This window comes from Ciceribacter azotifigens (genome assembly GCF_048159625.1).
In the GTDB taxonomy this organism is placed as follows: Bacteria; Pseudomonadota; Alphaproteobacteria; order Rhizobiales; family Rhizobiaceae; genus Allorhizobium; species Allorhizobium azotifigens.
Window position 1 is genome coordinate 43,019 of sequence record NZ_JBLQTA010000012.1, and the last position, 12,647, is coordinate 55,665.

Annotated in this window: 12 protein-coding genes; 8 read left to right on the forward strand and 4 right to left on the reverse strand. The window is 61.9% G+C overall.

Annotated features, from left to right (window positions below):
- Positions 1–60: 60 nt before the first annotated feature.
- Positions 61–1,608, forward strand: coding sequence for a bifunctional aminoglycoside phosphotransferase/ATP-binding protein (locus tag ACM6UT_RS16505; protein WP_416798438.1), 1,548 nt, complete (start codon positions 61–63; stop codon positions 1,606–1,608).
- Between the two features lie 15 nt (positions 1,609–1,623).
- Here ACM6UT_RS16505 and ACM6UT_RS16510 read toward each other — a convergent pair whose 3' ends face one another.
- Positions 1,624–2,433 carry an NAD(P)-dependent oxidoreductase gene (locus ACM6UT_RS16510; protein WP_416798439.1) on the reverse strand — a complete coding sequence of 270 codons (810 nt, stop codon included), beginning with the start codon at positions 2,431–2,433 and terminating at the stop codon, positions 1,624–1,626.
- Between the two features lie 526 nt (positions 2,434–2,959).
- On the opposite strand from ACM6UT_RS16510, the gene ppsA reads away from it, so the two are divergent.
- The 5 genes from ppsA to ACM6UT_RS16535 all read left to right on the forward strand — a co-directional run bounded on the left by ppsA (position 2,960) and on the right by ACM6UT_RS16535 (position 9,837).
- On the forward strand, positions 2,960–5,353 hold the full coding sequence (gene ppsA / locus ACM6UT_RS16515; protein ID WP_416798440.1) for a phosphoenolpyruvate synthase: 2,394 nt from the start codon (positions 2,960–2,962) through the stop codon (positions 5,351–5,353).
- A gap of 224 nt (positions 5,354–5,577) precedes the next feature.
- Complete coding sequence (locus ACM6UT_RS16520) at positions 5,578–6,825, forward strand: ABC transporter substrate-binding protein (RefSeq protein WP_416798441.1); 1,248 nt, start codon at positions 5,578–5,580, stop codon at positions 6,823–6,825.
- A 108-nt stretch (positions 6,826–6,933) separates the two neighbouring features.
- A complete protein-coding gene (locus ACM6UT_RS16525; RefSeq protein ID WP_416798442.1) occupies positions 6,934–7,836 on the forward strand; it encodes a carbohydrate ABC transporter permease in 903 nt (300 codons plus the stop codon).
- Entirely contained in the window at positions 7,833–8,723 is an 891-nt protein-coding gene (locus ACM6UT_RS16530; RefSeq protein WP_416798443.1) for a carbohydrate ABC transporter permease, read from the forward strand. The genes ACM6UT_RS16525 and ACM6UT_RS16530 overlap by 4 nt, the downstream gene beginning before the upstream one ends.
- A 4-nt stretch (positions 8,724–8,727) precedes the next feature.
- Positions 8,728–9,837, forward strand: a complete 1,110-nt coding sequence (locus tag ACM6UT_RS16535) for an ABC transporter ATP-binding protein (protein ID WP_416798444.1) — start codon at positions 8,728–8,730, stop codon at positions 9,835–9,837.
- A 25-nt stretch (positions 9,838–9,862) separates the two neighbouring features.
- Here ACM6UT_RS16535 and ACM6UT_RS16540 read toward each other — a convergent pair whose 3' ends face one another.
- Entirely contained in the window at positions 9,863–10,804 is a 942-nt protein-coding gene (locus tag ACM6UT_RS16540; RefSeq protein WP_416798445.1) for a 1-phosphofructokinase family hexose kinase, read from the reverse strand.
- A 186-nt stretch (positions 10,805–10,990) separates the two neighbouring features.
- Entirely contained in the window at positions 10,991–11,371 is a 381-nt protein-coding gene (locus ACM6UT_RS16545; protein WP_416798446.1) for a response regulator, read from the reverse strand.
- Between the two features lie 211 nt (positions 11,372–11,582).
- Here ACM6UT_RS16545 and ACM6UT_RS16550 point away from each other — a divergent pair, with 211 nt between their 5' ends.
- Both ACM6UT_RS16550 and ACM6UT_RS16555 read left to right on the forward strand, forming a co-directional pair.
- Complete coding sequence (locus ACM6UT_RS16550; RefSeq protein WP_416798447.1) at positions 11,583–11,960, forward strand: hypothetical protein; 378 nt, start codon at positions 11,583–11,585, stop codon at positions 11,958–11,960.
- A gap of 45 nt (positions 11,961–12,005) precedes the next feature.
- Positions 12,006–12,434, forward strand: a complete 429-nt coding sequence (locus ACM6UT_RS16555) for an MgtC/SapB family protein (RefSeq protein ID WP_416798448.1) — start codon at positions 12,006–12,008, stop codon at positions 12,432–12,434.
- A 21-nt stretch (positions 12,435–12,455) separates the two neighbouring features.
- Here the strand turns inward: ACM6UT_RS16555 and ACM6UT_RS16560 are convergent, their stop codons facing one another.
- Positions 12,456–12,641 (reverse strand): DUF3008 family protein, encoded by a 186-nt coding sequence (locus ACM6UT_RS16560; protein WP_416798449.1) that lies wholly within the window; start codon positions 12,639–12,641, stop codon positions 12,456–12,458.
- Positions 12,642–12,647 lie beyond the last annotated feature (6 nt).

A 12,647-nucleotide genomic window follows, 5' to 3' on the forward strand; every position in this document is an offset into this window, starting at 1 on the left:
GGCCATCACTACCGGAATCGGACAAGGTGACAGCAGACTGTCGCGCCGCATGGAGAGCGAATGGACATTCAAGACCAGTCCTCGACGATCGATTTTCTCACACGGGGTGAAAGCTACGGCTTTGCCGGTCCCGTCAAAATCATCGAAACGCATATCTCGATCGTCTTCCTGATCGACGGGCGCGCCTTCAAGCTCAAGCGCGCGGTAAAACTCCCCTATGTCGACTTCTCCGCACCGGAGCTCCGGCTCGCCTTTTGCCATCGCGAGGTGGAACTCAATCGCCGCGCGACGCCTGAACTCTATCTCGGCGTCCGGCGGATCACCCGGGAGGCCGATGGAAGCCTCGTGTTTGACGGACAGGGCGAGATGATCGACGCCGTGGTCGAGATGCAGCGCTTCGCCCAGCATTCGCTGTTCGAGCGCATGGCCGCAGAGGGCAAGCTCACGACCGCCATGATGGAAGAGACGGCGGAGATCGTCGCAGCCTTCCACGCGAAGGCGTCGGTGGCCCATGAAACCAGCGGCTCGGCCAACATGGCCGCTGTACTCGACATCAACGAAGCCGGTTTCGCAACCAGCCACGTCTTTGCGGAAACTGAAGTCCGGCCGCTTGCCGCGGCGTTCCGGAAAGCCTGGTTCGGCGTTGCTCCGCAGATGGACGAGCGTGAAACGGCGGGAAAGGTGAAGCTCTGCCACGGCGATCTTCACCTGCGAAACATCTTCATGGGCGACGACGGCCCGCGCATGTTCGACTGCATCGATTTCAACGACCGGATCGCGACCGTCGACGTACTCTACGACCTCGCTTTCCTGCTGATGGACCTGTGGCATCGCGGCTTCCATACCTTCGCCAACGTCGTCATGAACCGCTATTTCGACTTGACCGGTGAGGATGCAGGTTTCCGGCTCCTGCCGTTCTTCATGGCGGTACGGGCGGCCGTCCGCGCCCATGTCACCGGCACGCTGATCGAAGAGGATGCCGATCCGGGCGGCGCGCTGACCCGGTCCGCCAGGGGCTATTTCGATTTCGCGCGCGAGCTTCTGCGCCCCCGTTCACCGCGGCTCGTCGTCATCGGCGGACTGAGCGGATCGGGAAAGTCGACGCTCGCTGACGCCCTCGCGCCTCGGCTCGGCAGCGCACCGGGTGCGCGGATTCTGGAAAGCGACCGGCTGCGCAAGGCGATGTTCGGACGTCGACCGAAAGAACGACTGCCGCCCGAGGCCTATCGGCCCGAGGTTTCGGCCAGGGTCTACGATGCACTGTGCGAAAAGGCGGGCGCCATTCTGACCGGTGGCGGACAGGTCGTGGTCGATGCCGTCTATGACACGGAGGAGCACCGCAATGCGATCGAAGCAGTGGCGATGAGGCTGGGAGTTCCCTTCGCCGGGCTCTGGCTCGATGCCAACCCCGAGGTTCTGAAAGAACGGATCAAGACACGTCCGGAGGGAACCTCAGACGCGACCATCGACGTCCTCGAGCGACAAATGGCAAGAGATCCAGGAACGATCGGCTGGAACCGGCTGAGCAGCAACACGGCGTTGGACGAACTCGTCGGGAAGGCGGAACGGTTCGCGGTAAGCGTTATAGGGACGTCCGAGCAGCGCTGATACGGCCGCTGCCTTCTATTGCGCGAGCTTGCCTGCCGTACCGCATCTCCTGTGGAAGGCGAGCGCCCGCTCCAGACGGCCGTCATAGCCGAACTCGTCCATCATGTCGGCGGCTTCCAGCATTTCCGCCGTGCTCGCCGGCTGATGCTCGGCACTGTCGGGGCACATCACTTGGACGAGACCAGCCCAATCGACGGACGGAAAGTCATCCGCGAGGCTCTGGTATACGGCCTTCTCGACGCCGGCATGACGCACGATGGCCAGGCAGTCGTCAAGCAGGGCTTCAAGGCCCTCAACCAGGAGATTGCGGCAAAGAGCGGCCGCCGAAACACGTCCGAGATCGGCCGAGAACGGCGTGATGCTCATGCCGAGAGGATTGAGACGGGTTGCGAGAACCATCGCGTGAGCACCGCCCGAAAGAATGGGCACATGTAGGCCGCGCTCGGCGACCGGGGCCATGATGGCGCCTTCGACGTAAAGACCGCCGGCACACTCGATGTGCGATGCCGCCCGCTGCTTCGTCCTCGGCGAAGAGGAGTTGAGATCGAAGTAATACTGCCCCGGGCTGATGCAGTCCGCCGCCGCCATCGCGGCTTCCTCGCACTCGTCGGCAGTGACTGCCGAAATCACGACGTCGGCATGGCATGCACCGAGCGAGGGGCAATCGACCGCCTGAACGCCCATGGCACAGGCGTGATCCCAGAGCCAGCCGCCCTTGGCCAGAAACTGGGTATCGAAAGCGGCGACCGACACATGGTTCCACTTCAACAATTCGGTGGCGAACGCCTGCCCCACGTCCCCGAAGCCCACCAACGCGATCTTCATTATATTCCCCTCGGGCCGGAGAGGACGATGGTGAGGTCGTCCGTCCGGCATGCGCCCCGCTGCTTCCAGGAAGGCAAGTCCAATTCCTCTTTTTTGTCCGCACGACCGACGAAGAGCCATGCAGTCGGCGCGATGCCTTCAGCCGAAGGCCAGATCAGTATCCTCGCGGTTACCGACAAGCGGTCCTTCATCCTGGCAGCGGACATAATGTACGCCGATCCCCGCGGATTCCGCTTCGTCGATGTCGATCCGCGTAAGGCCCACCCCTTGCGCCAGACTAGGCATCGAATAAGCGCAGAACCACCATACAATTCAAGGGGTATTATTCGGTCAGACCGGGCTGAAATCGATAAAGTGCTCATAAAAGTACGATTCTTTCCAACGAGTGGACACTCAACGGTTGCCGGTCGTCATCCGGCGGCTCCACATGTTGATTTTTGTCAAAGAGACCGGCACACGTAACGCCTATGGTCGAGACGTCACTGATCATATTCCGCCACATCCTCATCTGTTCGGGAGGCTATCCATGTCCGCAGTCGCTCAGTCCATTGCATGGTTCGAAACCCTTGGCCGCCGCGACGTCCCGCGCGTGGGCGGGAAGAACGCCTCTCTCGGTGAGATGGTGCAGACGCTCTCGTCGAAAGGCATCGACGTGCCACCGGGTTTTGCCACGACGGCGGACGCTTACTGGAACTATGTCACGGCCAACAAGCTGGAAGACCGTATGACGGGCCTGCTCGCCGACTGGGAAGCGGGCAAGGCGACGCTTGCCGAAACGGGTCAGGCGATCCGCGCGATCTTCCTGCGGGGGGACTGGCCGGTGGATACGGAAAAGGCAATCCTGGAAGCCTACCGCGAACTCTCGCGGCGTGCCGGAGTGTCGGACGTCGAGGTTGCCGTCCGCTCAAGTGCCACGGCGGAGGACCTGCCGGACGCCAGTTTTGCCGGACAGCAGGAAACCTTCCTGAACATCAAGGGCGAAAAGGCTCTGATCGATGCTTGCCGGCGTTGCTACGCCTCTCTCTTTACCGATCGGGCGATCAGCTACCGAAAGGCCAAGGGCTTCGACCACATGAAGGTCGCGCTGTCGATCGGCGTACAGCAGATGGTACGCTCCGACCTCGGCGGATCGGGGGTCATGTTCTCGATCGATACCGAGACCGGTTTCGACAAGGTGGTTCTGATCAACGCTGCCTGGGGGCTCGGGGAGAACGTGGTCCAGGGGACCGTCGATCCCGACGAGTACCAGGTCTTCAAGCCTCTGCTCGGAAAGCCCTCGCTCACGCCGATCATCGAAAAGAAGCGCGGCGCCAAGGACATCAAGATGATCTACGGGACCGGCGAGACGCCGACGCGCAACGTCCCGACCTCAAAGGCGGAGCGCGCCGCCTATGTCCTGAGCGACCGGGAGATCCTGACGCTTGCCGAATGGGCGACCACCATCGAGGCGCACTACGGCTGCCCAATGGACATGGAATGGGCGCGCGACGGCAAGACCGGCGCCATGTACATCGTTCAGGCACGGCCCGAAACGGTCCAGGCACGGCGCGGCGCCGGCGTCTTCAAGACCTACGAAATCAAGAACAAGGGAAAGGTTCTGGCAAGCGGTCTCTCGATCGGTGACGCAGTGGCAACCGGACAGGTGTGCCTGATCGAAACGGCCAAGGACATCGGCAAGTTCGTCGACGGCTCCATTCTCGTCACCCAAACGACCGACCCGGACTGGGTTCCAATCATGAAGCGGGCCGCAGCGATCGTCACCGATCATGGTGGGCGTACCTCCCACGCCGCGATCGTCAGCCGCGAACTTGGATTGCCCGCCGTCGTCGGCACCGGCAACGCGACCGAATTCCTCCACTCCGGGCAGGAGGTGACGATCTCCTGTGCAGAAGGGGACGAGGGCTTCATCTACGAGGGGATCGCCGACGTGACCGTCAACGACCTCGACGTCAGCAACCTGCCCGCAACGGCAACCGACGTGATGCTCAACCTCGCCAACCCCGGCTCCGCCTTCCGCTGGTGGCGAATGCCGTCCGACGGCATCGGTCTCGCCCGCATGGAATTCGTCGTCAGCAACGCCATCCGCGTTCATCCGATGGCGCTGGTGCACTTCGACCAGCTGAAAGACGAAGCTGCGAAAGCCGAGATCGCAGCGTTGACCACCGGCTACGACCACAAGCCGGACTACTTCGTCGACAAGCTCTCCCGCGGACTGGCACGTCTGGCCGCAGCGGTCTTCCCGAAACCGGTGATCGTCCGCATGAGTGACTTCAAGACCAACGAATATGCCGGCCTCGTCGGTGGCGCCGAATTCGAGCCGGACGAAGAGAATCCGATGATCGGCTTCCGTGGCGCTTCCCGCTACTACTCGCCCCGCTACCGCGAAGGCTTCGCGCTCGAATGCCGGGCGATACGGCGCCTGCGCGACGAGATGGGCTTCACCAACGTCGTCGTGATGATCCCCTTTTGCCGCTCGGTGGGAGAGGCCGACAAGGTCCTCGGCGTCATGGCGGAGAACGGCCTCAAACGCGGTGAGAACGGGCTTCAGGTCTACGTCATGTGCGAGATCCCGTCGAACGTGATCCTCGCCGCCAAGTTCGCCGACCGCTTCGACGGCTTCTCGATCGGCTCGAACGACCTGACGCAGCTGACGCTCGGTGTCGATCGCGATTCCGGCGAACTCGCCGACCTCTTCGACGAACAGGACGAGGCGGTGAAATGGATGATCGAGAAGGTGATCACCGAAGCGCGCAAGGCGGGTGCCAAGATCGGCCTCTGCGGACAGGCCCCGAGTGACCATCCGGAGTTCGCCGAATTCCTCGTCGAGTGCGGCATCAATTCGATGTCGGTAAGCCCCGACAGCTTCATCGCCGTAAAGCGGAAGGTTGCCGAGGCGGAGGCGCGAAAAAGCCGAAAGTAATCGAGGGGAGTTCATCGAGATGAAAACCTTCCGGCGCGTTCGGAAAGTTTATTTCACTTGATCCTTATCAAAGCAAGTTCGAAAATCAGCTATAATTTCGATAGCGCTCACCCGTTTTCCGCAAGCGGGACCGGATGAACGAAGCAACGTCGAAATTCAGGCAGATTATCAACAGGCGATTGCGGAATCTCTCCGGCAATCGGTGAAAGCTTCGGGAGGTCACCATGCTTTCGGTAAGATCGCTTATGGCGGCAGCAGCCGTTACCGCATTTATGTTGCCGGCACCTTCTTTTGCCGGCGGAACTGTGGAAGTGCTTCACTGGTGGACGTCGGGAGGCGAGGCGAAGGCCGTCGGCACCCTGAAGGAAGCCTTCGAAAAGAAGGGCGGCACCTGGATCGACTCTCCCATCGCCGGCGGCGGTGGTGATGCGGCGATGACGGCGCTGCGCGCCAGGGTCATGGCAGGTAATCCGCCGGCTGCGGTGCAGCTGAAAGGTCCCGGCATTCAGGAGTGGGCCGACCAGGGAAGTCTGAACGACGTCGAGGATGTCGCCAAGGCCGAGAACTGGGATTCCGTCCTGCCGCCGAGCCTCGCTTCGATCATGAAATACAAGGACAAATACGTCGCTGCGCCGGTCAACATCCACCGCGTCGACTGGATGTGGGTCAACCCGACCGTGCTGGCCAAGGTCGGCGCCGAGGTTCCGACCACCTGGGAAGAGTTCAATGCCGTCGCCGACAAGTTGAAGGCCGCCGGCATCACGCCGCTCGCCCATGGCGGCCAGCCGTGGCAGGATGCGACGGTGTTCGAGACGATCGTCCTCAGCCAGGGAGCCGATTTCTACCGCAAGGCGCTCATCGATCTGGACCAGGACGCGCTTTCCGGCGAAACGATGGTCAAGGTCTTCGACCAGCTTCGCAAACTGCGCGGCTACGTCGACCCGGGCTTCTCCGGACGGGACTGGAACCTTGCCACCGCCATGGTCATGAACGGTGAGGCGGCATTCCAGATCATGGGCGACTGGGCGAAGGGCGAGTTCCTGGCCGCGGGCAAGGTGCCGGGCAAGGACTTCCTCTGCGCGCCGACGCCGGGCAACGGCTACATCTTCAACGCGGACAGCTTCGCCTTCTTCAAGGTCTCCGGCCAGGACCGGATCGAAGGACAGAAGGTGCTGGCGAGCCTGATCATGTCGCCCGAGTTCCAGGAGACGTTCAACCTTGCCAAGGGCTCGATCCCGGCACGCACCGACGTCAGCCTCGACAAGTTCGACTCCTGCGCGCTGAAATCGCACGAGGATCTGACGGCGTCCGTCAAGAACGACGCCTTCGTACCCTCGATGGCGCATGAAATGGCGGTCCCGCGGACGGTTCGCGGCGAGTTCCTCGACGTCGTGACGAACTTCTTCAACTCCGACATGAGCTCGGCCGACGCCGCCAAGGCGTTGGCGGACGCGGTCAAGCGGGCGCAGTAACCCCGCGCAGCGACCGGGCCGGGCTCTGCACGGAGCCCGGCTCGTAAGAAGACCGCTCCGACAGGCGGCACATGCGTGGGATCACAGGCGAAGGGAGGAGCGTAGGCCATGGCAAGTTCGAAGACCGGGCGGGTTGTGTTCGACCGCTTCCTCGAGCGATGGCTCCCTCAAATCGTCGTTTCGCCACTGTTCGCGACGAGCCTGCTCTTCGTCTACGGCTTCATCGCCTGGACCGTCTACATTTCCTTCACAAAGTCCGGCGTGATGCCGAACTACACCTTCTCCGGGCTCTCGCAATACATCCGGCTGTGGACCACGCCCCGCTGGCTCGTGGCGCTGGAGAACCTCTTCATCTTCACGAGCCTGTTCATCGTCGGCTGTATGGTGATCGGGCTGCTGCTCGCCATCCTGCTCGACCAGCGCATTCGTTCCGAAGGCCTGATCCGCACCATCTATCTCTATCCGATGGCGCTCTCCTTCATCGTGACCGGCACGGCGTGGAAATGGATCCTGAACCCGACGCTCGGCATCGAGAAAATCATCCAGGGGCTCGGCTTCGAGAGCTTCAATTTCGACTGGCTGGTCGACCCGAAGATGGCGATCTACACCGTCGTCATCGCCGGGATATGGCAGTCCTCGGGCTACGTGATGGCGCTCTTCCTCGCCGGGCTGCGTTCGGTCGACGACGAGATCATCAAGGCCGCGGCGATCGACGGCGCCGGGCCGGTACGCATCTATGCCTCCATCATCCTGCCCATCGTGCGGCCGGTCTTCTTTTCCGCCTTCGTGATCCTGTCGCACCTGGCGATCAAGAGTTTCGACCTCGTCATGGCGCTGACGGGCGGCGGACCGGGCTATGCGACCGACGTACCGGCGACCTTCATGTACTCCTTCGCCTTCCAGAGAAGTGAACTCGGCACGGCGGCGGCGAGCGCCGTCATGATGCTGGTCACAATCACGGCGATCTATGTGCCCTACCTCTATTCGGAACTGAGGAGGCCTGCGAAATGAGCCGTCAGGAGTCCGGTATCGTCCGTCCCAAGGGCCTGAGGCAGGCCGTGTTGCGCGGCCTGCTCTTCGCTGTGCTCATTCTCTTCTGTCTTTACTACCTCATGCCGCTCATCGTGATGGTTTCGACCTCGCTCAAGTCGCTGGACGAGATCCGCACGTCCTCGCTCATCAGCCTGCCGCAGGCGGTCACCTTCGACGCCTGGGCGAAGGCCTGGTCATCGGCCTGCGTCGGCGTGCGCTGCACAGGGCTCGAACCCTATTTCATGAACTCCGTGTTGATGGTCGTGCCGTCCGTCATCATCTCCACCATGCTCGGCGCTCTCAACGGCTATGCCCTGACCAAATGGCGCTTCCGCGGAGCGGATATCATCTTCGCCCTCATGCTTTTCGGCTCGTTCATTCCCTTCCAGGTGGTGCTATTGCCGATGGCCCGCATGCTCGGCTACTTCGGACTGGCGGGCAGCGTCTACGGCCTCATCCTCGTCCACACCGTCTACGGACTTGCCTTCACCACGCTTTTCTTCCGCAACTTCTTCGTCGGCGTCTCCGACGGCATCGTGAACGCTGCCAAGATCGATGGGGCTGGCTTCTTCACGATCTTCTTCAGCGTCCTCCTGCCGATGTCGCTTCCGACCATCGTCGTGACGGTCATCTGGCAGTTCACCCAGATCTGGAACGATTTCCTGTTCGGGATCGCGTTCACCGTCGGCGACAGCAATCCGGTGACAGTCGCCCTCAACAACATCGTGGCGACCAGCACTGGCGTGAAGGAATACAACGTCGACATGGCGGCCGCGATCATCGCGGCGCTGCCGACCCTCCTTGTCTACATTGTCGCCGGCAAGTACTTCGTCCGCGGGCTCTCTGCCGGCGCCGTGAAAGGTTGATGGAATGGCTCGTGTGGAACTGCGCAACGTGTGGAAGAAGTTCGGCTCCGTCGAGGTTATCAAGGGCGTGGACATCGACATCGAGGACGGCGAATTCATCGTCCTCGTCGGTCCGTCCGGATGCGGCAAGTCCACCCTGCTCAACCTCGTGGCCGGTCTCGAGACACTGACCAGCGGCGACATCCGCATCGGCGACGATGTCGTCAACGATGTTCCTCCCAAGGACCGCAACATCGCGATGGTATTCCAGTCCTATGCGCTCTATCCGACCAAGTCCGTGCGGGACAATATCACCTTCGGCATGCAGACCCGTGGTACCGCGCACGATCTTCAAGAGCGTGCCCTCGCAGACGTGTCGCAACTGCTGCACATAGACCAGCTCCTCGACCGAAAGCCGGGCCAGCTTTCCGGCGGCCAGCGCCAGCGCGTGGCGATGGGGCGGGCGCTGGTGCGCAATCCGGATGTCTTCCTCTTCGACGAGCCGCTTTCGAACCTCGATGCCAAGCTCCGCATCGAGATGCGCACCGAGGTCAAGAAGCTACACCTGAGGCTTGGCAAAACGATCATTTACGTCACCCATGACCAGATCGAAGCGATGACGCTCGCATCGCGCATCGCCGTGATGGACAACGGTCACATCCGCCAGTTCGGCACGCCCGAAGAAATCTACGAGAACCCCGTCGATCTTTTCGTCGCCGGCTTCATGGGCTCGCCGTCGATGAACATCATGCGTGGGCGAGTGGTGAGAAACGGCGGCACGGTCATCGAGGTGACTGACGAGGAAGGAACCGTGCGATTCCCGCTTTCGGCGAGCCAGACGGAAAAGGTCGCGAACCGGATCGGCGAAGAGGTCTATCTCGGCATGCGTCCCGAAACGATCACCCACCGGGGCGCCCATGGAACTGACGATGGAGAAACCTTCGTTTTCGAACGGAAGGTCGACGTCGTGGAACCGACAGGTCCGGACACCATGCTCGTCTTCACGCTCGGCGGCATGGAGGCGATTGCAAGGGTGAGGCCGGAAGAAAAGGTGAAGCCGGGCGAATTCTTCTCGTTCGAAGTCAACATGGCGAAGGCGAAGCTGTTTGACGCCGAGAATGGTAACCGCCTTTAGGTCGATCGGCTCCACCCGCTGCAGATCAGTGCATCGCCTTGGCACGTGCTGCATGGGCTTCGTAGAGGTCGAGCACGTCCTGTCTGCGGCAGAGCTGTGTTCCGGGTGTCATCACCGCGGCGGCACCTGCGGCCAGCCCGAAGCGGAACGCCTCCCTGATATTGTGCCCCTCCGCCAACGACCAGGTCATGGCGGCAACAAAGCTGTCTCCGGCCCCAACCGCGGACTGGACCGGAACCTTGATTGCCGGCAAACGCATGACATCGTCGCCGGTCGCCAGCAACGCTCCGTCCTTGCCCATCGTGAGGGCGACGTATTGCGCCGCACCGCTCTGGACGATCTCACGTGCGGCCTCGCCGGCCGTGCTGTGGTTCAGCCGGCGCCCGACCAGCCCTTCGAGTTCCCCGACGCTCGGTTTCACCAGAAAGACGCGTGACCTCGACAAGGTTACCTTCAGCGCATCGCCGGAGGTGTCCAGGACGAACCGTGCGCCCTTGCGTGACGCGATGTCGGCCATGCGTGAGTAGATGTCGGTCTCTACCCCGCGCGGCAGACTGCCGCTCGCGATGAAATAGTCGGCGTCGCTCTTCTCCAGAACGTCGAAAAGCGGCTTTACTTCTTCCTCGCTCACAATCGGCCCCTCCGGCACGAAGCGGTACTCGAGTCCCGTCGACGCCTCATGCACCATATACGCGATGCGCACCGTATCCTTGATGTGGATCGGGACGTGCCGCACGCGGACACGCTTCAACATGCTTTCCAGCAGTTCACCCGTCGCCCCACCTGATAGGTAGACGAGATCACATTCGCCGCCGAGTTCGGCGATCACGCGGGCGACATTGATCCCGCCCCCGCCGGGGAATTGTTGCTGGTTATGGGTCCTCGTCTTGTGCGTGTGCCGTATCTGCTCCGCTTCGCTCGCGATGTCGATGGCAGGATTGAGTGCGATCGAGAGTATCTTTGCCATGCCGGTTGTCAGCGTTCCTGTGTGTCGGCGGCGGATACGGAAACAGTTCCCGCCGCCACGAGGGAGATAGCGTCGGAGCGGTTCCATACCGTTGGCGACCGCCCGGACACACCTCGCTTCTTAGCATGCTTCGCTGCCCAACCGGTAAACGCAAATAGCAGACAACGGTCACGACCTTCGCGCATGCTATCCGAGAGGCGGAAGAGAACGTCCCGAGCCGATCCCGACCAAGCTCCCGACAATGGCAAGGTAATCCGCAGGTTTTCGGGCACAGAGGTCCAAGGGGACGCCCTTGGCCGCGAGTTCCGCGACGGGCGATCCACTGACAACCCGGTAGGGAATATGCCGTTCACGCAACCTTTCGATCACCGGCGTCACGGTTCCGTCGCGGACATGAAAATCAAGGATGGCGGCGGACACGTCCTCACGCTCGAGGATGCCGATCGCGTCGGTGACGCTTTCGGCGGTGACGGCCTCTGCGCCGGCGCAGCTCACGCTATCGGCGGCGTCCATGGCAACGAAGGCATCGTCTTCGACAATCAGTACGAGGGCTTGTTTCCTGGGCATCGGTCAGCTCCTTTTGAACGCAGAACGCAGCGCACCTCTCTTTGTTCAGCATTTGCTGATTAACGGATTGGATATATGGTAAACAAAGTGTTGTATCGGATTGGAACGCCGTCGATGCGCCGACGCCGCAAAACAATACGGCGCCCCCGACGGGGAACTTCCGCTACCCGATCGCGTTCCCCAAGGAACGCACAGCAGGGGAGAAAAGGCGATGCAGGTTGTCGGAATTCAGGTCCACGAAGAGATGGGCGGCAAGCGCGGCTATACCGTCGAGTTCGTCGGCGATGGCGGAGAAGTCATTTCCGTCCTGATGCGCCCATCCGAAACCGGGCAGTTGAATCGCCTGAATGCCATCGAAAAGGCGAAGGTGCTTCTTCTGCAGGTCGGAGGCATGCCGGAGGGAGACGAGGGCGGGATGACAACGAGGGAAAGCGCCGAGAAGTGGACGCCAAGCGCTCGCAGGAAGGGTGACACCGCCGAACTCGAGGAGGAATTGCAGGAGGGGCTGGAGAATACCTTTCCTGCAAGCGATCCCGTCTCGGCGGCCTATTCGTCGACGCCGGGCGCGGCGAAGCCGCCGAGAGAATGACGGAACCTCCTGGCACCGGGCGACGGGGATCGTTAGGATTCGTGGATGGAAAACCTGCTGACCGATCTCGGCGCCAAGACGTGGCTTCCGGATTCACTGGTTGCGGTCCGTCTCTTCGCCGCCCTGCTTTGCGGCGCTGCAGTGAGGTACGAACGTGAGCGCCGGAGCCGGGCAGCAGGATTGCGCACCCACCACAAGGATTTTGCCGAGCAATCCATCCGCGTCGACCCGATCCGGCTGATCGAGGCGGTCACGTCAGGCGTCGCCTTTCTCGCCGCCGAGCTGATCGTCTTCACCAAGGGCGAGGTGAAAGGGCTCACGACCGGAGCCGGTTTATGGCTTTCCAGCGCGACAGGACTGGCCTGCGGTCTCGGCCTTCTGCGGCTCGCACTGCTCGCCACCGCCCTGGCGCTGATCGTTCTGTGGTTGCTGCACATCCTGGAGATTCGATTGAAGCTCCGGGACAAAGGCTGACCGCATCGATCACGCTCGGTCTTAGTTGGAGGCGTGCTCCGGCTTTCCCTTCCGCTTCGTCGACGCCAGATCCTCCAGTTCTTTCTCCGTCATGGACTTCAGCATCCCCTTGGACGCCCCCTTCAGATCGCTCTTCTTGGCCTCGCCACGCTTCGCCGCCAAGGCAGCGCCTGCCGCCTTCTGCTGTGCTTTCGATTTCGCTGGCATCTGTGC